Origin of the sequence: Marinobacterium sp. xm-g-48 (assembly GCF_013282925.1) — a bacterium.
Classification (GTDB): domain Bacteria; phylum Pseudomonadota; class Gammaproteobacteria; order Pseudomonadales; family Balneatricaceae; genus Marinobacterium_E.
The window spans coordinates 145,173-165,636 of the sequence record NZ_WBYQ01000002.1; the positions used below are offsets into that span (position 1 = coordinate 145,173).

Annotated in this window: 21 protein-coding genes; 10 read left to right on the top strand and 11 right to left on the bottom strand. The window is 47.0% G+C overall.

Features of this window, described 5'->3' with window-relative positions; translation table 11 throughout:
• The first annotated feature begins 168 nt into the window (after nucleotides 1-168).
• Nucleotides 169-834 (top strand): GntR family transcriptional regulator, encoded by a 666-nt coding sequence (locus XMG48_RS04615; protein ID WP_173480893.1) that lies wholly within the window; start codon nucleotides 169-171, stop codon nucleotides 832-834.
• Nucleotides 835-1,014: 180 nt separating this feature from the next.
• Here XMG48_RS04615 and XMG48_RS04620 read toward each other — a convergent pair whose 3' ends face one another.
• Genes XMG48_RS04620 through XMG48_RS04645 form a run of 6 tightly spaced genes read right to left on the bottom strand, consistent with a single transcriptional unit; the run spans nucleotide 1,015 to nucleotide 5,850 of the window.
• Nucleotides 1,015-1,857 carry a class III extradiol dioxygenase family protein gene (locus XMG48_RS04620; RefSeq protein ID WP_173480894.1) on the bottom strand — a complete coding sequence of 281 codons (843 nt, stop codon included), beginning with the start codon at nucleotides 1,855-1,857 and terminating at the stop codon, nucleotides 1,015-1,017.
• Nucleotides 1,850-2,206, bottom strand: coding sequence for a protocatechuate 3,4-dioxygenase (locus XMG48_RS04625; protein ID WP_173480895.1), 357 nt, complete (start codon nucleotides 2,204-2,206; stop codon nucleotides 1,850-1,852). The genes XMG48_RS04620 and XMG48_RS04625 overlap by 8 nt, the downstream gene beginning before the upstream one ends.
• 9 nt (nucleotides 2,207-2,215) lie before the next feature.
• Nucleotides 2,216-3,088 carry an amidohydrolase family protein gene (locus XMG48_RS04630; RefSeq protein WP_173480896.1) on the bottom strand — a complete coding sequence of 291 codons (873 nt, stop codon included), beginning with the start codon at nucleotides 3,086-3,088 and terminating at the stop codon, nucleotides 2,216-2,218.
• Between the two features lie 15 nt (nucleotides 3,089-3,103).
• Nucleotides 3,104-4,162, bottom strand: a complete 1,059-nt coding sequence (locus XMG48_RS04635) for a 4-oxalomesaconate tautomerase (RefSeq protein ID WP_173480897.1) — start codon at nucleotides 4,160-4,162, stop codon at nucleotides 3,104-3,106.
• Nucleotides 4,155-4,832, bottom strand: a complete 678-nt coding sequence (locus XMG48_RS04640) for a 4-carboxy-4-hydroxy-2-oxoadipate aldolase/oxaloacetate decarboxylase (protein ID WP_173480898.1) — start codon at nucleotides 4,830-4,832, stop codon at nucleotides 4,155-4,157. The genes XMG48_RS04635 and XMG48_RS04640 overlap by 8 nt, the downstream gene beginning before the upstream one ends.
• A 10-nt stretch (nucleotides 4,833-4,842) precedes the next feature.
• Nucleotides 4,843-5,850, bottom strand: a complete 1,008-nt coding sequence (locus XMG48_RS04645; protein ID WP_173480899.1) for an amidohydrolase family protein — start codon at nucleotides 5,848-5,850, stop codon at nucleotides 4,843-4,845.
• A 143-nt stretch (nucleotides 5,851-5,993) separates the two neighbouring features.
• Here XMG48_RS04645 and XMG48_RS04650 point away from each other — a divergent pair, with 143 nt between their 5' ends.
• The gene (locus XMG48_RS04650; RefSeq protein ID WP_173480900.1) at nucleotides 5,994-7,205 is read left to right on the top strand and encodes a LysR family transcriptional regulator; all 1,212 of its coding nucleotides are present in this window, start codon (nucleotides 5,994-5,996) and stop codon (nucleotides 7,203-7,205) included.
• A 126-nt stretch (nucleotides 7,206-7,331) separates the two neighbouring features.
• Nucleotides 7,332-8,276, top strand: a complete 945-nt coding sequence (locus tag XMG48_RS04655) for a Gfo/Idh/MocA family oxidoreductase (RefSeq protein ID WP_173480901.1) — start codon at nucleotides 7,332-7,334, stop codon at nucleotides 8,274-8,276.
• Between the two features lie 173 nt (nucleotides 8,277-8,449).
• Here the strand turns inward: XMG48_RS04655 and XMG48_RS04660 are convergent, their stop codons facing one another.
• Complete coding sequence (locus tag XMG48_RS04660; protein WP_173480902.1) at nucleotides 8,450-9,385, bottom strand: AEC family transporter; 936 nt, start codon at nucleotides 9,383-9,385, stop codon at nucleotides 8,450-8,452.
• Between the two features lie 110 nt (nucleotides 9,386-9,495).
• Between XMG48_RS04660 and XMG48_RS04665 the strand changes: the two genes are divergently transcribed.
• Together XMG48_RS04665 and XMG48_RS04670 are read left to right on the top strand one after the other, a co-directional pair.
• Nucleotides 9,496-11,301, top strand: a complete 1,806-nt coding sequence (locus XMG48_RS04665) for an EAL domain-containing protein (protein WP_173480903.1) — start codon at nucleotides 9,496-9,498, stop codon at nucleotides 11,299-11,301.
• 80 nt (nucleotides 11,302-11,381) lie between these two features.
• Nucleotides 11,382-13,007 carry an alpha-D-glucose phosphate-specific phosphoglucomutase gene (locus XMG48_RS04670; protein WP_173480904.1) on the top strand — a complete coding sequence of 542 codons (1,626 nt, stop codon included), beginning with the start codon at nucleotides 11,382-11,384 and terminating at the stop codon, nucleotides 13,005-13,007.
• A 110-nt stretch (nucleotides 13,008-13,117) separates the two neighbouring features.
• Here the strand turns inward: XMG48_RS04670 and XMG48_RS04675 are convergent, their stop codons facing one another.
• Nucleotides 13,118-13,696: a 2-hydroxychromene-2-carboxylate isomerase gene (locus tag XMG48_RS04675; protein WP_173480905.1), complete on the bottom strand. Its 579-nt coding sequence runs from the start codon at nucleotides 13,694-13,696 to the stop codon at nucleotides 13,118-13,120.
• 65 nt (nucleotides 13,697-13,761) lie between these two features.
• On the bottom strand, nucleotides 13,762-14,970 hold the full coding sequence (locus XMG48_RS04680; protein WP_173480906.1) for an MFS transporter: 1,209 nt from the start codon (nucleotides 14,968-14,970) through the stop codon (nucleotides 13,762-13,764).
• A 96-nt stretch (nucleotides 14,971-15,066) separates the two neighbouring features.
• Between XMG48_RS04680 and XMG48_RS04685 the strand changes: the two genes are divergently transcribed.
• The 3 genes from XMG48_RS04685 to purK all read left to right on the top strand — a co-directional run bounded on the left by XMG48_RS04685 (nucleotide 15,067) and on the right by purK (nucleotide 17,625).
• Entirely contained in the window at nucleotides 15,067-15,960 is an 894-nt protein-coding gene (locus tag XMG48_RS04685) for an AEC family transporter (protein WP_173480907.1), read from the top strand.
• 103 nt (nucleotides 15,961-16,063) lie between these two features.
• Nucleotides 16,064-16,552 carry a 5-(carboxyamino)imidazole ribonucleotide mutase gene (gene purE / locus XMG48_RS04690; protein WP_173480908.1) on the top strand — a complete coding sequence of 163 codons (489 nt, stop codon included), beginning with the start codon at nucleotides 16,064-16,066 and terminating at the stop codon, nucleotides 16,550-16,552.
• Nucleotides 16,553-16,554: 2 nt separating this feature from the next.
• Nucleotides 16,555-17,625, top strand: coding sequence for a 5-(carboxyamino)imidazole ribonucleotide synthase (gene purK / locus XMG48_RS04695; RefSeq protein WP_217363821.1), 1,071 nt, complete (start codon nucleotides 16,555-16,557; stop codon nucleotides 17,623-17,625).
• A gap of 75 nt (nucleotides 17,626-17,700) precedes the next feature.
• Here the strand turns inward: purK and XMG48_RS04700 are convergent, their stop codons facing one another.
• The gene (locus tag XMG48_RS04700) at nucleotides 17,701-18,198 is read right to left on the bottom strand and encodes a phasin family protein (protein ID WP_173480909.1); all 498 of its coding nucleotides are present in this window, start codon (nucleotides 18,196-18,198) and stop codon (nucleotides 17,701-17,703) included.
• A gap of 189 nt (nucleotides 18,199-18,387) precedes the next feature.
• Here XMG48_RS04700 and murI point away from each other — a divergent pair, with 189 nt between their 5' ends.
• Nucleotides 18,388-19,200, top strand: a complete 813-nt coding sequence (gene murI, locus XMG48_RS04705) for a glutamate racemase (RefSeq protein WP_173480910.1) — start codon at nucleotides 18,388-18,390, stop codon at nucleotides 19,198-19,200.
• Nucleotides 19,197-19,490, top strand: coding sequence for an HlyU family transcriptional regulator (locus tag XMG48_RS04710; RefSeq protein WP_173480911.1), 294 nt, complete (start codon nucleotides 19,197-19,199; stop codon nucleotides 19,488-19,490). The genes murI and XMG48_RS04710 overlap by 4 nt, the downstream gene beginning before the upstream one ends.
• Here XMG48_RS04710 and XMG48_RS04715 read toward each other — a convergent pair.
• Complete coding sequence (locus XMG48_RS04715) at nucleotides 19,468-20,448, bottom strand: diguanylate cyclase (RefSeq protein WP_173480912.1); 981 nt, start codon at nucleotides 20,446-20,448, stop codon at nucleotides 19,468-19,470. The two genes, XMG48_RS04710 and XMG48_RS04715, sit on opposite strands and share 23 nt — an antisense overlap.
• Between the last annotated feature and the right edge of the window lie 16 nt (nucleotides 20,449-20,464).

A 20,464-nucleotide genomic window follows, 5' to 3' on the forward strand; every position in this document is an offset into this window, starting at 1 on the left:
TTAGTAAATTCTAATATTGGCAATGATACGGGATTAGCTTGTAAATATTAAGAGCAGAATTCTACATATCTAAGAGATTAAGACCTACTTAAACAGTTAAATGCTCAATAGCTTTAATTTTCAAGATAAGAGAAAATATAGGCTAATAGATACAAATGGAGCCTAAGGGTGGAAAACCAAGAAACCCCGTCAACCTACCAACAACTGCGTACAGATATTTTAGAGGGCAATATAGAGCCTGAATCGAAGTTATCGATTGCTGTCTTAGCTAACCGTTATGGATCCAGTGCGGCTCCGGTTCGTGAGGCACTCTCAAGGCTCGCCGCAGAGGGGTTGGTAACTCGTCGTGGTCAGCGTGGTTATTGGGCTGCACCTATTTCAGCGGATGAGTTTGTTGAGGTGAGTCGTCTGCGGGAAATGCTTGAAGTGGATGCTTTTAAGCAGTCGATCAAGCTAGGTGATCTCGATTGGGAGGCGGCCATTGCAGGAGCACGCCACCGCGAATTAGCGGTTAAGTCACAGTCTGCTGGGCAAGAAGATGATCAGGTACTTGCGCGTACTCGTGAGAATCGCCGTTTTCACATGGCACTCATTAGCGCCTGTCCCTCTGAGTGGCAGTTACGCTTCATATCGACGCTGTATGATCAGGGTGAACGCTTTCGCCGTTTGGCATTAACCAGCCAGCCATTGAATAAACCATCAGGTAAAGATGAACACGAAGAGCTTATGAATGCCGCATTTGCGCGAGATATTAAAACGGCTACAGAACTGCTTAGACTGCACATCCGTTCATCCAATGAGAAGGTGATGAATACGCTCTTTCCAGAGCGGTAAAAGCAAGTCGCGGTTTGTCGCTTCGCTCCAATTCGCTTCTACAGAAGAGCTACGTAGATAATTTTTTCCGAAGTCCTACTGTAGGAGCGATCTCAGCCCAGCTGAGACCGCGAAAATAATCCGAATCATTTCGGCAAGAAAAAAGCGCCAACAGGCGCTTTTTTAGACCATCACGCAGAATCAATCTTTAGGCACAAGAAGCTGTACACCAGCCGCAGTGTTTGATATTGGAGCGATCAAGACGTTAACCAACTCATCAACAGGGCCAGAACAAGCACCGCGCATTGCTAACCACATGGCGAGCTCGACACCCTGTGCACCGGCAATTTCCGTGAGTTCATCATTGGTGTAGTGGGTCAGTGACTCTGGATCAGTGACCAGTTTATCCATACACATCTGGTCGAACTCAGTATTTAGGTAGCCTGCACGCTCGCCATCTAGCTGGTGCGATAGACCGCCAGTACCCAGAACAACAACTGTCTGGTCACTATCCCAAGAGCGAATGGCATCACCTATCGCTTTACCAAAAGCATATGAGCGTGATGGTTTAGGCATAGGGTGACGTTCACAGTTAATGGCGATGGGAATCACCTTAGTGCCTTTGTAGGTATGGCCTGGGTAGAGGACAGACATAGGAACTGTCGCGCCGTGATCCACTTTGATGTCCTGACAGACAGTTGGATCAAAGTCGTTTTCGATCAGGTGGTTAACGATGTGCCAAGATAGATCTGTTTCACCCGTTAGAGGTGGAATTGGTTTGATACCCCAGCCCTCATCAGCGTTGCAGTACTCGTCTGCACAGCCGATAGAGAAGGTTGGTTTCTTATCCAAGAACATCTCAAGACCGTGATCGTTGTAGAACAGTACAGCGATGTCTGGCTTGTTCTCGTTGATCCATTCGCGAACTGGTACATAAGCAGCGAATAGGTCTTTCCAGTAAGGGGTGTCCTCAATGCCGCGATCAACTGCTACACCAATAGCAGGAACGTGTGATGTGCCGATAGCACCTAAGATTTTAGCCATTCGTTTTGCCCACTCCCTGACTGTCTAAATATGCTTGGAACTCTTCAGTCGTTTGGCCGGTCATGATGCCGCCAACGTCCTGTACGTTAAGCCCAAGCGTGCCTGCAAATTTTGCAAGGTAGTAGATACTGCCGCCATTACGAAGTAGAGCGATGATGTCGCGTTTTAGGATCGCCTCTTTCTGTGCAGGGTTCAGCTTAAACTTATCGCAGTAAGCCGCTTCGTCTTGACGAAACTCTTCGCGACAGCTCTCCTCGTTGAAAGAGAAACACATCTTATTGAGGTTGTAGCCGAGTTTTGCTGCTACGCCATCAAATTTGTATGTTCCTTCAATGATCGGTTCAATCATAAGAACTCCTTATCGTTCCCAGTACAAACGCATTGGGTTGTCGATCAATAGTTTACGCTGTAGCTCTTCAGTTACGGCAATCTGTGGAATCACGTCAACCAGTGCACCATCATCAGGTGTGTGTGATTTCATGTTCGGGTGCGGCCAGTCTGTACCCCAAAGTACGCGATCTGGGAAAGCTTCAACGAGTGCACGCATGAACGGCACAACGTCAGAGTAGTCCGGTGCCTGTAGCGTCAAACGCTCAGGACAGCTGACTTTCGTCCACACCTTATCGTTGTTACGCATAAGATTCATGAAACGCTGGAAGTCAGGGTGATCAACACCATTAGCCACGTCTGGACGACCCATGTGGTCAACCACGATGGTTGTGTTTAGCTCGTTAAGGAACGGGATTAGATCTTCTAGATCTGGCGCTTCAAAGTAGACAACGATGTGCCAGCCTAGTGGTTTGATCTTCTCAGCGATCGATAGGAATACCTCTTTAGGGGTTGTATCGACTAGACGTTTAACGAAGTTAAATCGAACACCGCGGACACCCGCTTTATCCATCGCTTCAAGTTCTTCTACCGTGATCGCTGGGTCAACGACCGCTACACCGCGTGCTAGATCGCCTGCAGTCTCAAGTGCGTCAACCAGTGCTGCATTGTCTGTGCCGTGACAAGAAGCCTGAACGATCACGTTACGACTGAAACCAAGGTAATCACGCAGAGCAAAGAGTTGATCTTTAGATGCATCGCAAGGTGTGTATTTACGCTTGGGGTGGTATGGGAATTTATCCGCAGGACCAAATACGTGGCAGTGTGCATCCACTGCACCAGCAGGCGCTACAAAGTCAGGCTTTTTAGGGTTGTCGTGAAACGGGCGGTAATCTGCATCCATGTTCTTTATTCCTAATTATTCAGCGAAAACTTCGCCATCAAATAGTTTTCGCGCTGTGCGTAATAGTGCAGCGCTTTTCGGTTGGCCATCCTGATCGATATCAATAACGACCGTCATTTCTCCGATCGGGTGCTCAACGGCTAAGGTTTTTCTAGTGCCTTCAGGTAGAGTGGCCACTGAAGCGGCAGGTGAGTTCGGCAAAATAGCTGCCGTAGCAACGCTGACTGCACCCAATACACCGATAGAGGCGTGGCAGCGATGAGGGATGAATGTACGTGTAGATAGCGCACCACCATCGGTTGCTTCGCTCACCATACTCATCTTAGGTACAGACTTCTCAGTCACATCGCCGAGATTCATCATTGGACCCGCTTGTAAGCGAATGGCTTCAAGCTTGGCGCGAAGGTCGCTATTAGCTTCTAACTCTTCACGAGACTCACTGCCTGTAATACCCATATCCGATGCCCGCATTACGACTACTGGCATGCCGTTATCGATCAGGGTGCATTCAACACCGTCGATCAGATCAACTGCGTTACCGGTAGGAAGAAGGGCGCCACAAGATGAACCCGCTGTATCAAGGAACTCTAGAGGGACCGCAGCCGAAGTGCCTGGTACGCCATCAATCTTTGAGTCGCCTTTATAGGAAACCTGGCCGTTTGGTGTAGCTACTGTCGCGATAGCGATCTGGCCCGTGTTCTCCATAAAGATACGAACCTGAGTCTCATTGCCCGTTGCTTGAACTAGGCCACGCTCAATGGCGAAGGGACCGATACCTGCCAAGATATTGCCACAGTTCTGCGCATCGGTAACGATTGCTTGATCAACAAATGCCTGTAAAAAGAGGTAATCGACATCGGCGTCGTCACGATCAGAAGCGCTAACAACGGCAACTTTCGAGGTCAGTGGGTCAGCACCACCGAGACCATCAATCTGGCGTGGATCTGGAGAACCCATCATGCCAAGAAGAAAAGCGTCTCGTGCGGTAGTATCTGAAGGTAGGTCGCTCTTTAGGAAGTAACCGCCTTTAGATGTACCGCCGCGCATCCACATGCAGCGAATGCCATTAGACATACTTAAGGCCTTTCTCTTCAAGGCGAGGGCGCATGTTGTAGATATCAAGACCTAGCTCACCATTCGCCATGCGAACACGCTTCTCCTCTTCACGAGCTTCACGCGCTAGCGCCTCTTTAAGAACCTCTTCGGCTTCATCGCGGCGAACAACACAGACGCCATCATCGTCAGCAACAATGATATCGCCTGGGTAGATCAATGCTTCAGCACAGACCAGAGGGATGTTCACTGAGCCCAGAGTCTCTTTGATGGTGCCCTTGGCGTAAACAGCTTTAGACCAGACTGGGAAATCCATCTCTTTAAGGATAGCAGTATCACGAACACCGCCATCAATGATTAGGCCCTGTACGCCACGCGATTTAGCTGAGGTCGCCAGTAGATCACCAAAGAAGCCATCTACAGAAGGTGAAGTTGGCGCAAACACCATGATGTCGCCGGGTTTACACTGCTCAATAGCAACATGCATCATCCAGTTATCACCGGCAGCACCAGAGATTGTCACTGCACTGCCTGCAATAGAGCGACCTGAGTAGATTGGGCGCATGTAGTGTGCTAATAGACCGCGACGACCCTGAGCTTCATGAACGGTTGCAACGCCCAATTTAGCTAGACCTGCGATTACTTCTGAATCAGCACGTTCAATATGTTGAACAACTACGTTCTCTGCCATAATCCTCTCCTTAAACCTTCAAACGACTGAATACACGTTGAGCATTGCCAGAGAAGATCATCTCTTTCTGCTCAGCATTCACTTTAGTTGTCGCGTCGATGTATTGTTTAGTGTCATCAAAGTAGTGACCTGTCTCTGGATCGATACCACGAACCGCGCCGATCATCTCTGATGCGAAAAGGATGTTTTCAGTTGGGATGACATCTAGAAGGCAGTCGATACCTTTCTGGTGGTAGACACAGGTATCGAAGAAGACGTTATTCAATACGCGCTCTTCAAGTTCGAAACCTTTATCCAATGCCATTCCGCGGAAACGACCCCAGTGGTAAGGAACTGCACCGCCACCATGAGGGATGATGATCTTAAGTGTTGGGAAGTCTTTAAATACATCAGACATCATCAACTGCTGGAATGCCGTGGTATCAGCACCTAGGTAGTGTGAACCTGTCGTATCGAAGTTGTGGTTGCAGGCAGCTGATACGTGGATCATTGCTGGAATGTCGTATTCACACATCTTCTCGTAGATAGGGTAGAACTCTCGAGCCGAAAGGCGGCTGCCATTCCAGTGGCCACCTGATGGATCTGGGTTAAGGTTAATACCAATAAAACCCATCTCTTCAACGGTACGAACGATCTCTGGTACAGATTTAGCTGGATCAACACCTGGAGATTGAGGCAGCTGAGCAACAGGAACAAAGTTCTCTGGGAATAGGTCACAGACACGACGAATGAGATCGTTTTGGTTTTCAGTCCAGAATTTAGAGGTGTGTTCATTACCCACATGGTGAGCCATCCAGCTAGCACGAGGTGAGAAGATAGTAAGATCAGTGCCACGCTCTTGCTGAAGTTTTAACTGATTGTTGATGATCGACTCGCGGATCTCATCATCAGTAACACCAAAGTCGCCTTTTTCACCAACAAAATCTGGATTCTTTTCTACTTCTGCTTTTTGAGCTTCACGCCAAGCGCCAACACCAGGAGGTGTGGTTGTGTAGTGACCATGGCAATCGATAATCATGTCTCAAACGTCCTTTTATAATGAATTGGATTTCTATTTTTCTATCCTCTCTATATCGCCTTTTTTAAGCTATTTAGTTTTTACTTTTTAGGTATTTGTTTTTGATATAGGTATTTAAATCACATCAGGTTACAATGACCCTTATGTTCAAGAATCTTCCTAACATACGACATCTTCGGGTATTCATTGAGGTCTCCAATGCAGGAGGTATAAGTCAGGCTGCAGAGCGTGTCTTTCTCTCTCAACCTGCGATGACTCAAGCCATTGCGAAGTTAGAACGCTTGCTGGGTGTAAAGCTGTTTGAACGCCAGTCCAGCGGGATGTATCTGACTGAAGCTGGTGGCGTCTGGGAAGCGAGGGTCAACAGCGCCTTTGCTATTCTAAGATTAGGTCTGGCCGATGCACTGTCGTCCATGTCGAATCGTCGTATGGAGACGATTGAGCGCATCATGACGCAGCTGACGACGACCCAATTAAAAGCACTAGTAGCGGTTACCGATGCGCAAAACTACAGCGTTGCAGGTCGTAATCTGGGTGTATCACAATCTTCACTGCATCGATCAGCTCGTGAGCTCGAGTCACTCATGGGGCTGTCGCTGTTCGAAAAGACCAGTACTGGCATTGCGGCAACACGAGCGGCCAAAGTGTTCTCCAAATCAACCAAGTTGGCCATTTCAGAGATTCATCAGGGGCTTCAAGAGTTGTCAGGCCTTGGTGATGGTCGTGAAGTGGGACGGATGCGCATCGGCAGCATGCCACTAGCACGCACCTCTCTGTTGCCCAAAGCGATTAATGAATTTACCAAAGCTTATCCTGGTATCACTTTAGAGTTGGTTGATGGGCCCTATGAAGATCTTTTAGCCCATATCCTTCAGGGGGATGTGGATCTCTTGGTCGGTGCGTTGCGTTTCCCGATCCCAACCAGTGATATTGTTCAAGAAGAACTCATAGCGCCTCCATTAGCAATTGTGGCACGCAAAGGGCATCCCGCTCTCAATATAGATCAGATTACTCGAGAGGACCTTCTTAACTACGGTTGGGTTATCCCAAGAAGTGGGGCGCCAACCCGCAACCTATTTGAAGAACTGATTCTGCAAGGTGAGGAGAGGGAAGGTCTATCCATCGTCGAAACCAGTTCCCATGTGCTGATTCGAGAGCTGTTACTTGGCGGTGATCGACTCACATTAATCTCTCAGCATCAGTTGGAATTTGAGTTATCCAAAGGGGATTTGGCGGTGCTTCCTTTTGAGATGTCAGGCACTAAACGCCCAATCGGCATTACCCGTCGCAGCTCATGGAACCCCACTAATGCCCAGCAAAAATTTATTGATCTACTGCGGCTGGCCGTATCTTAGAAGCGGTTTTGTCTAAGCTTACATTCACATTTTTGAATGACGTCTAGAATTTTTAACGGTTCTATGAAAGATCCATTTTGATAATCTTAGGGACAATATTTATCCATTCGAATTAGGGAGACACTAATGAGAGTTTGTGTTGCAGGCGCTATGGGCGCATTTGGTCTAAAACACTTAGATGCATTGAGTAACATTGAGGATGTTGTTGTGACGTCAGTCGTTGGTACTAAACCTGATGCCATTGCTGAGTTTGCTAAAGAGCGTGGTATCGCTCACGCAACAACAGATCTTGCTGAATCGCTTGCGCGCGATGATGTGGATGCGGTCATTCTTGCAACACCGACTCAAATGCACGCCTCTCAGTCTATTCAGTGTCTTGAAGCAGGCAAGCACGTCATGGTTGAGATTCCGATGGCGGATAACATTGAAGACTCAATCAAACTGGTGGAGGCACAAAAGCGCACGGGTTTGGTAGCCATGTCGGGTCAGACTCGCCGCTTCAACCCAAGCCACCAGTGGATTCATAACAAAATCCAAGCGGGTGAGCTTAAGATTCAACAGATGGATGTTCAAACTTACTTCTTCCGTCGTTCTAACAAGAACGCTCTGGGTAAGGCGCGCTCATGGACGGATCACCTGCTTTGGCACCACGCTTGTCACACCGTGGATCTATTCCAGTACCAGACTGGCGAGAAGTGTACAAAAGTACAAGCGATGCAGGGTCCGATTCACCCAGAACTTAACATTGCAATGGACATGTCGATTGGTATGAAATCAGAGAGCGGTGCACTGTGTACACTCTCTTTATCTTTCAATAACGACGGTCCATTTGGTACTTTCTTCCGTTACATCTGTGACAAGGGTACCTACATCGCCCGTTACGATGATTTGGTTGATGGTAACGAGAACCCAATTGATCTCTCTGGCGTTGCTGTTTCTAACAACGGCATCGAGCTTCAGGATCGTGAGTTCATTTCTGCAATTCGCGAAGGCCGCGAGCCAAACTCAAGCGTTCAGCAAGTATTGCCTGCGATGGAGACACTACACCAGCTAGAACAGCTTTTGGATTAAGTGTTGGCTTGTCGTTAAAAAGGCCGCTGTAGCGGCCTTTTTGTTGTCTTCTTCACTGGAAGACGCTGAGAGAGCAGGTGACAGGCTGAAGGCCAGTCACTGGCACGAAGATGTCAAGGCAAGCACCGGTGACTGGCTTCAGCCTGTCATCCGCCCTCAAATTACGCTCCAACCTACAACACAAACGCCAAAACAGTGTTTAGCGTCGCGTAAGACGCGACCGTAGTCAGCAGCAATGAGCTGGAAGCCGTCTTTGCTGCGCCATAAGGTGCAGCGAGAATAGGGTAGATGGTGAACATGGGTGAAGCGGTGATGACAATTAGAGCTATCTGCCATTGTCGATCAAAGTCCCACCAGAGGGTAATCAGCAGAAGGGCTAGAGCAGGTTGAATCAACAGTTTTGCCCCTGCAATCATTCCTAAAGTACTCAAATCATCGCGAATAGAGTTTCCTACTAAAGATCCTCCAATAACGATCAGTGCTGCGCCACCAGCCGCTTTTGCGAGCACCCCTAAGCTTTCGTCGATGAACAACGGCAGTTGAAAGCCGCTCAACGATAAAATTAAGCCAACCGCTATTGCGATGAGTATCGGGTTGTTGATCAGGCGTTTAAAAATTGAGCTTAGTGAGCCTAACAGCGTTTTGTCTTTATGATCAGCTGAGAAGTACTCAGTAGTCAGGAGCGCTAACGGAAGCACCACTAGGTTTTCGACCAGTATACAGACAACTAATACTTGAGCGGCCATATCGGGCATGACCTGCAGCAGAATAGGGTAGCCAACAAAAATACTGTTGGGCATAGCGGCCCCAATGGCTAATGCTGATGACTGTTTAGCATCACCTTGTCTGACGCTCCGAATCAGACCCAACGAAATGAAGAAGGTAGCGACTGCGGCAATAGCATAAATCGATACGTAATCGCTATTAAAGATATCAGCAGGGCTATTCTTAGATAGATTGCCGACAATGATCGCCGGTATGCAAAAAACCAAAACAAAGCGGGCTATCCCAGGGATAGCCTCCTTAGACAGTGCGTTATATTTAACGGCTAAAAACCCAAGAGCCATTAACGTAAAGAGCGGTGCGGTAATCCCGAGAACGTTCATCATCTAAACCTGTCATCAAAGAGGTTCTATCTTATCGAGCCCTGAGACTTGGTGGTAGCGATTCGCCCCTGATTACCATAAAATCAATAATCTATTCGAAAAAGTGATGGCTAATGCAAGTTCGAGATTACAACCGCAGTAACTGGTTCAAGAACCGTCGAAGCCTGTTTAGGTTGCTGATTAATGCGTTGCTGTTGATATCATTAGCACTTTCACTTTTATCTCTGCTTCAGCAGCTTTTCACAGATTCATTGACGGGCTCCTACTTTTACCCGCTCACTCTCTCTTTGTTAGTCATCCAATATTTTGTGCACCGTATTCATTTAAGCTGGGGTGGAGCTGTAGCTTTCCTTACTATGGGAGCTGGTTCAATATCGCTAGCCTTAGTGTCGGATGATATAGCATTAGCCTATTTGTCAGGTGCGCTTTTGCCAGTATTGCTTCGCTTTGTATTGGCTCAAAAATGGGTATTACTCTTCATACCTATCTGGCTCTCTCTCCTCTTATTTATTCACTCCTATCGAGTACAAGAGGAGCTGATTTCTGAGCTCTATACCCATCTAATAACGCTCTCTTACTCCTTGCTGGTCTATGGTTCAGTAGCGGTGCTGTTTAATCGTATCTACTCTCTTGTTTTTTATAAAGAGTGTAAAGAAAACAGCGACTTAACGTCTGAATTTATAGACAATTATCAAATTCATCAGCATTTTGATTGGCTCAAAAATAAGAATCCTGACGGTGTTGTAAGAGTCTATGGTGTCTACATTAAAAATATCTTGGATAGTGTAGGAAAAAGTTCAGAAAGTTCGATTGAATTTAAAGAGAGCGTTACTCAATTTAATCAGTTGTTAAGGGAAGTTTGTCCTGCAGGTGCATCCATTGGCAGGCTTGATAATGGGGTTTACGTTCTGATGTCAGAGCGACGGTTTTGGAACGCATTTGAGCGTGGACTTCGTCAGTTAAAAAAAGAGGCCACGGATCTCTCGCCGATTGTTGTTTCAACCGATACCCCTAATGACTCAACTGATCTGGATAGTGCACTGCATAACTTGGATACAGTATTTGTGCGTGCCACCAAAGAGAAAACAGATTTTGCTCGATTCAATTTGAAAGATCGTGATCATCTTAACGGCCAAACAGATATTCAATCTTATGAAGTCTCTCAGGCATTTGCTAACCATGAGATACAGATGTTCTTTCAGCCTAAGGTCGATATTAAAGATAACAATAGACTGGTAGGTGCGGAGGCACTGGTCCGCTGGATTCACCCTGAGAAAGGTTTGCTAACACCAAAAGATTTTGTCGATCTTCTTGAGTCCTCCCCATACAGGCTTACATTTATAAACAGTGTCGTTGAGCAATCCGCACATTTTTGTGAAACAATGAAACAGTCGGGTCTACCGATCTCGGTTTCATTTAACTTAAGCGCTAATGATCTTCAGGATTTGCGTGTCACCTACGAGTTGAGTCAGGTCCAAGAAAAGTACGGTTTTAGTGCCGGAGAGTTACAGATTGAGCTATCTGAACAGGAGACAGACGTCTCTTTGGATAACTTAAAGCGCTCCTTAGATGCCGTGAAAGAGCTAGGTTATTCAATCGCTTTGGATGATTTCGGTACCGGTATGAGCTCACTCGCCTATTTTCAAAACCTACCCGCCGATACCATCAAACTAGATAGAGCCTTTATCAAAGACATTCATCTAAACCCCTCGTCTGAGCATTTAACGAAAATGGTCGTATATTTGTCCAAAGCGGAGGGGCTGACAGTCGTAGCAGAAGGGGTTGAGAACGCCTCGGAGGCAGATAGACTGCTTAAATTAGGTGTTGATCAGGTGCAGGGGTTCCTATTTGGTAAACCGATGCCGGCTACTGAGTTTCTTCAATATTACGGCTTAGAATTAGTTGAAGATGATGTTTAAAAAGCGGCATATATCTTGCTAGTTTTTATCTAACTCTTTCCAATCGTTAATGGTTTAAACCTAATCTATATGTGGTCTTAATGAATAGAAAAGTCATCACAACAACACCTTACTCTGGTCAGAAACCAGGTACGTCTGGCCTTCGAAAAAAGGTTAAAGTATTTCAACAACCTAACTACTTAGAGAATTTTGTTCAGGCTGTTTTTGACTCTTTAGAGAGCTGCCAAGGCCAATCACTCGTGATCGGTGGTGACGGTCGTTATTTTAACCGTGAGGCAATTCAAACCATTATTAAAATGGCGATCGCCAATGGCTTTGAAACCTTAATCGTGGGTCAAGCAGGAATTCTTTCAACGCCAGCAGCCAGCTGTGTGATCCGTAAATATGGTGCAGTCGGTGGACTGGTGTTGTCAGCCAGTCACAACCCAGGTGGCCCTGATGAAGACTTTGGCATTAAATTTAATCGTGCCAACGGTGGCCCTGCAAGTGAGACCCAGACGGACAGTATTCACCAAACGACGGAAACCATTACTCGATACTTTACGATTGATGCTGAACCTGTAGATCTTGATAGTGTTGGAGAGGTTAGCATTGGAAATGCGCTGATTAAGGTGATTGATCCTGTCACAGATTATGCCGATCTGATGGAGGAGTTGTTTGATTTTAAAATCATGAAACAGCTCTTGAGCGGTTCAAATTTCACATTTCGTTTCGATGCCATGCATGCCGTGACTGGGCCTTATGCACAAGAGATATTCATCAACCGGTTGGGCGCACCAAAAGAGAGCGTTATCAACGCGATTCCAAAAGAGGATTTTGGTGGTCATCACCCCGACCCCAATCTTGTACATGCAGCCGAATTGGTCAAACAAGTCAATGAACAAGGGTTAGATTTCGGTGCCGCTTCGGACGGGGACGGCGATAGAAATATGATCATTGGCAACCATTTTTATGTAAACCCTTGTGACAGTTTGGCTGTATTAGCCGCGAACGCACAAAAGATTCCCGCCTATGAAGATGGATTGAAGGGTGTCGCTCGCTCAATGCCAACCAGTCGTGCAGTTGACCGTGTGGCTGAAAAACTCGGTATCAACTGTTATGAGACTCCTACCGGTTGGAAATTTTTTGGCAACCTGATGGATGATGGCCGTATCAGCTTCTGTGGTGAGGAGAGTTTTGGTACCAGTTCAGATCATGTTCGCGAGAAAGATGGACTTTGGGCTGTTCTATGCTGGATCAATATTCTGGCCGCGACCGGTCAATCGGTCTCTGATCTGGTTAAAGATCATTGGTCTCTATTCGGAAGGGATCTATTTACCCGCCATGACTATGAATCAATCGATTCAGACAGTGCAGCCAATATGATGCAGCAGCTAACAGCCTCTTTGGATAGTCTTGCAGGAGAGACCTTTGATGGCGTTACCCTGACTCTGGCCGATCAATTCAGCTACTCAGACCCTGTTGATGGCTCCGTCAGTCATAATCAAGGAGTTAGAATGCTGTTCGATAACGGAGGTCGTATCGTTGTTCGGCTATCTGGAACCGGTACGGCCGGTGCTACGCTGCGTGTCTATCTAGATCAGTTTACTCAGGATGAGTCGATTACTGACACACAAGCAGCTTTGAAACCTTTAATCGAGTTGGCGAATCAGTTGATCGGTATTAAGCAATTTACAGGACGCACAGAACCTGACGTTATTACTTGATAGAAGGTGTGGCCCTATGGATCGCGGTTTGTCGCTGCGCTCCAATTCGCTCCTACAATTTAACGCTCCGTTTGTAGGAGCGAATTGCCCGAAGGGCAAACCGCGACAATTTAACTTTTGGCTCTTTCGATCGCCTGTTCTAGACGATCCTGTCCCCAGAAGGGTTCTCCATCAACGATGTAGAAGGGGCTGCCAAAGACACCAGCCTCAATGGCTTCGTCAGTCTCTTTGTCCAACTGATCATCTAAGCCTTTTGATTGCTCTAATAGAGCTGAATCAATACCCAGTTCATCGAGAAGTCGAGCTAACACAGCGTCCTCTGCAATATTCAGATCTCTCTGCCATACGGCACTTAAGAGTGCTCGAGCCAAACCTGGTACATCCGAGCCTGCATCTCTAACTGCAAGTAGTAGTTTAGAGGCAGGACGACTATCCACTGGGAAGAACTTTGGCTTAAGATTAATGGTGATTCCGCGTTGTTTTTGAATCCGAGCGAGTTCAGCTAAACGGTAAGCTTGACGTTGAGGCGATCGCTGAGGAACCGGCACACCCCCTGTTGCAGCAAATAGACGGCCAATATCGAATGGGTGATACACGACCTCAGCGGGTGCTTGTGTATCCAACAGATCACCGGCTAGGCAGGTAAAGGGTGAGATCGGTGATAGGTAGTAATCTATTCTGTGGCTCATCAGTATTTCCCTCTGTTTTTTATCGTCACGAAAGATACATCCTTGTGGTTCCTAAAAACCGAACTTTAACTCTCTTTGGTTACGAAAGAGGGGTGTGGTTTTTCATCAATTGGCCAGTGAAGTAGTACAGCCATCAAACCAAAGAAGATACCGGCCCACCAGATGTACTCATAATGGCCATAGGTTTCATAGAGATAGCCGCCTAACCAGACTCCAGAGAAACTCCCGACCTGATGACTAAAGAAGACGAAACCATACAGGGTGGCCATGTATCGTGTACCAAACATGTTCATAACGATACCGGACGTAGGTGGAACGGTTGCTAGCCACAGCAGCCCCATGACTGCACTGAAGATAAGCACCGATGTCAGCGTGATAGGGAATATCAAGAAGAGGGCGATCGCAATCGTTCTTCCTCCGTAGATTGCCACCAGTAGCTTCGATCGTGAGTGCTTGCGACAGATATTGCCGGCCCAGAACGCCCCAGCGATATTGAACAGACCAATCAATGAGAGAGACCAAGCACCGACCTGATGCGCGAAGCCTAAATCTGATAAATAGGCTGGCATGTGCGCTGTAATAAATGCGACGTGAAAGCCACAGACAAAGAAGCCAAATACCAGAAGCCAGTAGGATTTGTGACCAGCGGCTAATCGCACTGTTTCAGCAAATCCTTGATCCGTCTCTTTAATGACAGAACTTTTTTTAGCATTCAGAGGAATGGCTAACAACATCATCAATAGTGCGATAGCCGTTAGAATATGCAGTGAGTTGATCCAGCCAAAATCAGAGATAAACATCTGAACCAATGGAACAAGCGCAAATTGACCAGCAGAGCCACAAGCGGTGCCCAAACCGAGTACCCAGTCACGTCGTTCTGGTGGAACGGATTGAACTAAAGCAGGAAGAACGATGCCAAACGAAGTGCCGGCGACGCCAGCACCCACGAGAAACCCTAATCCTGCATTAAGCGTGAAAAGATCCGACACACCAGCTGTTAGATAAACACCTAGGGCATAGACCAGTGCGCCACCAAACAGGACGTTGCGATTTCCGAAACGGTCGGCAAGCCCGCCAGTGAAAACCGACATAATTCCCCAGCTCAGGTTTTGCAAGGCTAGGGCAAAGCCTATGATGTCACGCCCCCAGTCGGTTGAAGCCTCAATAGGACGCATGTACAAACCATAACTCGACCGTATACCAAAGGAGATCATCAATAATAGGCAGCCACTGGCGATCAGGAAAATCGTTGAAGGGGAGAGTCTCTGAGTCATGTTTGATCCAGCTTAAAGAAGAATCGCTCAATGATAGTTGCCTATCTATTTGCGGACAACTGTATAATCATCATCCAACATTAAGATAGTGACTCCATGTTTACAGCTTTTATCTCTGCTATTACTCCGGTTTTTTTGATCGCCGTCCTTGGTTTCTTTCTGGCACGAAAAACGGACTACCTAGAACACCCTGGTTTGGCCATGCTCTCCAGCCAGATCGCCTTGCCCGCTCTGGTGTTTACCTCGGTGACTCAGATGAAAGTTCCCGTCACAGAGATGGGGTATTTGATGGGAGTGACCGCTCTCTGCTTAGCGGTCGGTGCTACTCTGATAGCCATTTTTTGCAAGCTGCTTAACACCTCACCGCGCTTCTATCTCTCGACACTGGTCAACCCCAATACGGGCAATTTAGGTATTCCACTGGTCTTTGCACTGTTGGGGCCTGAGGCTCTGGCATCTGCGGTCATCATTTCAACAACTGTGACGCTTAGTCACTGGACATTAGGAACCACCGCCATGTCAGGCCAATACAATTGGCGCTCACTGGTCACCAATATGCCTCTGTTAGCACTCTTGTCAGGTGCAATCGTGGTATCGATGGATTTGACGATTCCTGTGCCTATCAGTCGTGCTTTAGATTCTATCTCCGGTATAGCCATACCGATTATGGTCATGTTGTTAGGCCGCTCATTAGCCCGTTTAAAGATAGGGGGTGCCCGTCAGGTTGGCATCATTGCAGGTTTATCCATCTACCGACCCTTGTCGGGTTTTTTGATTGCCTGGCTGGTTGTATCCCTAATTACTATCGATACCACTGCAGCGCTCTCACTGCTTATTCAGATGTCGATGCCGGTTGCTGTGATGAGTTATGTTCTAACGGTTCGATATGGCGGTCCTGTCGATCGTATTGCCGCTCTTACCATTACCAGTATTCCTGTTAGCCTTGTAATACTGGTGTTGATCTTCAACTTTCAGTCAGCACTGGTTTAAAAGGGTAGGTCTGGCTGACTCTTTCTTGCTATAATTTCACGCTTATTTTTTTGTCGATACCGACTGCCTATTTTTCGAGATCAAACTCGATATGGAGAAATGAATGAGCGCCCGCGTTGCAATAGTTATGGGGTCTAAATCAGACTGGCCAACCATGGAAGAAGCCGCCAAGATGCTAGATGTACTGGGTGTCGAGTACACCGCTGAAGTGGTATCGGCACATCGCACCCCAGATAAGATGTTCCGCTTTGCTGAACAAGCTGCCGACAATGGCATCAAAGTTATTATTGCCGGTGCTGGTGGTGCGGCTCACCTCCCAGGTATGATTGCTGCTAAAACCATTGTGCCTGTGCTGGGTGTGCCTGTGCAGAGCAAGGCATTGAGCGGCCAAGACAGTCTTCTATCCATTGTTCAGATGCCACGTGGTATTCCTGTTGGAACCCTGGCTATCGGTGGAGCAGGTGCATTTAATGCCGCGCTACTGGCCTCTCAGATGCTAGCAACAACCGATGCAGAGCTCGCCGTTCGTCTGCAAAATTGGCGTAATGAACAGAGCCAAACGGTTCTAGATAATCCAGATCCACGAGGTTAAGCATGCAGTTGCCACGTATTGTCATTGCCGGTAATGGTCAACTAGGTCAAATGCTTCAGCAAGCAGGTGCACCCCTGCAGCTTGAAGTACAACCTATTCACCCGATAGGTGATCAACTGGTCGAGTTGAATGACGACGACGTTATCTCGGTAGAGATTGAGCACTGGCCTGAGAACCCTGTCGGTAATCAGCTTAAATCTCACCCAAACTTTCGCAACGATGCGGCTCTATATCAGGTCATTGATCGTTTTCGTCAGAAATCGACCTTAGATCGCCTTAATGTCCCAACGGCCCCTTGGGTTGATTTAAACAGTGCCGATGCATCCATTGCCGAGTCGCTATCCTCTCTGGGTGAGCGTGCCGTCGTAAAGGCTCGTATGGGTGGTTACGATGGGCGTGGTCAATGGCGCTGGACGCAGGGTGATGAGATTCTTGCTGAATGGGATGGCATTGCCATCGCTGAAGCGATGATCCCGTTCTCACATGAGGTGTCGTTAGTTGGCGCACGAAATGCACAGGGTGAGAAGGTCTTCTACCCATTGACGCGTAACTGGCATCAAGACGGCATTTTGCGTGCGAGTATTCCTGGGTTAGATAATGACCCTGCGATGCAAGCAAGTGCTGAAGGTTGGCTGGGATCGATCATGGATGACTTTGACTACATCGGCGTCATGGCGATGGAGTGTTTTGTTGTCGATGGTGAATTATTGGTTAATGAGTTAGCGCCACGTGTCCATAACTCCGGACACTGGAGCCAAGAGGGTGCTAGTGTCAGTCAGTTTGAATTGCACCTAAGAGCGCTTGCTGGTTTACCTTTGATCACCCCTGAGTTTCGTGGTGTCTCTATGATGTATAACTTGCTTGGACGAGACTGGAAAGCAGAGTGGCTGGCGGTACAGGGCGCTCATGTGCACTGGTATGGTAAAGAGATCCGTCCTGGTCGTAAGGTAGGTCATCTCAACATCGTTAAACCGACTGTTTCCGCACTAGTTGAAAGCTTGTCCGAACTCGAGCCTCACTTGGATGAGGGTGAAGCAGTGGTGGTTGAGTGGGCAAAAGCTCAGCTTAGCTAATTTAACAAGCTAATCTCTAAAACTAAAAAAGCCGCTTGAGGTATCTCAAGCGGCTTTTTTGTATCGACTGATCGATTAAGCAGTTGCTTTTGGAGCAGCCGCTTTACGAGTTGTTTTTGCAGCTGGTTTAGCCGCTTCAACTGAAGGCATGAAGTTTGAAAGATCAAAGTTTTTCATGTCGAATTTAGAAAGGTCGAACTGTGCTAGATCGAATTTCGCTAGGTCGAACTTAGAGAACTGAGCCATCGCTTCTTCTGTCATCTCTTGAGTAGACTTTTCGAAGATTTCAGTCAGTTCAGCTTTTGCAGCCATTAGAGCAGAGATCTCTTCTTCAGCAACAGTGTTTAGTTTTGCTTCCATCTCTTTAAAGAAAGCAACCTGAAGTTCTAGAGCAGCTTTTGGCTCTTTTGATTCAGTCAATGCTTTAACATGCTCAAGACCACGGTTTAGCATCTCTGTAGCAACAGTTTGCTGCATGCCGAATAGTTTTTCAGCAGTTTGTTTGTTGATTTCAGCTGCTTTAGTGAAAGGAGCCATCTGTGCTTTGAACTGGTTCATCATTTCGTTGTACATGGTGACCTCCGAGGTCTTTAAGTTTCTATCTAAAAAGTTTGTTGCACTGCAACATTTGACGCCATATTAGACATTGACTAAAAAACAATCAACACTTTTTTGTGCATTGCACAAAAATAATTATTCTGACCATCTCATATCATTCTGCGTTAAACTTATTCGTAACTTTAGATCTGTATTTGACGATTAATGAATCCATATGAACACGCTCCGATTGGAGTCTTTGATTCAGGAGTGGGCGGGTTAAGTATCTTATCCGCTTGCCTTAACAACCTACCCAATGAGTCCTACCTGTATATCGCTGACAGTGGCTATGCACCCTATGGTGATAAGAGCGATGCAGTGATCCGTGAGAGGGTGGTTCAGATCGTCTCTTACCTCATTGAGAAGGGCGCCAAGGCGATTGTGATCGCGTGTAATACAGCAACCGCTGCTGCTGTTCACGAGTGCAGAGAGCTATTCTCCTTACCGATCATTGGTGTTGAACCCGGACTAAAGCCTGCCATTAAGATGAGTCAGTCAAAACGCGTTGGCGTTCTGGCAACTCAATACACGGTAGAGAGTCAGAAGTTCCAACGATTGGTCTCCCAGCTTAAACAGCAAGCAGAGTCGATTACAGCACTTGGCTGCCCTGGATTGGTCGAATTAATTGAAAACCCAAACACCACCAATCAACAACTCAGCACACTACTAACCACTTATATTGATCAGTTTGAAGCAGCCGATATTGATACCTTAGCGCTTGGATGTACGCATTATGGATTTGTTGAGAAAGAGATCAGCGAGTTGTTCAGTCATCCAGTTAAGGTGATCGACACATCGGAATCGATCGCGCTCGAAGTTAAACGTCGTTTAACTGAACAGAAATTACTCTCTCTCTCCAATCAAGCGGGTAAATTAGAGATACTGACCACAGGACGAGACAGAGAGGCTCTCTCTGAGTTATCTAAACGTTTAATCCAATTTGAGGGGGTCGTCACCCCTGTAGAGGTATCCAAGTGATTGAGTTTATAAAAAAACTTCTCCGTTCAGACCCTGTTGAAGAGCCGGTGGCTTCGGAGTTTGAATACAAAGGGTTCAAGGTTTCAGTCAAACCGAGAAAAGTGGATGGCGGCTATGGTGTGGGTGGCATGATCTCCAAGGAGATTGATGGCCAATGGTTGGAACAGCCGTTTATTCGTGCTGACAGCATGGCATCAAAAGAGATCTGTGTAGAGGTCACCATGAACAAAGCAAAAATGACGATTGATCAGATGGGGGATGCACTGTTTAGCAAATCTGGCCATCGGTAAGGGCTTCTTCAGATTTTTCAGAGTCAGAGTGTATTACAGAATCATACATCACGACCTGATTTCGGCCTGAGTGTTTGGCTGCGTAAAGTGCTTTGTCACTATCGCTGATCAGCCCCAGCATGATCTCTTTTGTTGTCATTGTGCTGATGCCATCAAAGGTCGCAATTCCGACACTGACGGTTACTCCTAAAGAAAGATCGCTCTCTAAGAAGGGCGTTGATTCAATCACCTCTCTGAATCGCTCGAAAATCGCTTTAGGATCTGATTCAAGCGCCGTACAGCAGACAACAAACTCTTCACCGCCGTATCGTGACACTAGATCATAGGGTCTAAATGTCTCTTTCATTCGATCAGCAAACTCTTTAAGCACTCTGTCGCCAACGGGGTGTCCATAGGTATCGTTTACCCGTTTAAAAAAGTCGATATCGCAAATGGCCAGTGCTAATGGCTCACCGGTTCGTTTAGTTCGTTCAATTTCATTATCAAGATGCTCGATCAGAGAGGCGCGATTTTGCAAACCGGTCAGCTCATCATGCTCTGCCTTGTAGGCGAGCATCTCATTGGCAATATTGAGTCGATTTTGCAGCTCTAAAGTTCGTAAACCAACGCCCAGTCGTGCGCGCAACTCAACGGGTTTAGTAGGTTTGCTGATGTAGTCGTTAGCTCCGGCTTGCAGTGCAGTTGCCAAGTGCTCTTGATCGGAGTGTGCAGTGACCAACACAATGTAGGGTGGGTCATTACTCTCAAGCGCTCTGATTTTACGACAAAGCTCTATGCCATCCAGATTGGGCATCTCCCAATCAAGAACGAGCATACGTGGAGGTTCTGCTTCTGTTGTCAGAATTTCAAATGCCTCTTCACCATCCTGCGCGGTCATTACGTCAAAGCCCCAACCCTCAAGTTGGCGCTCCATCAGCATTCTTAAGACTTTATCGTCGTCGGCAATCAGTACTTTCATAATCTCTGTTAATAGA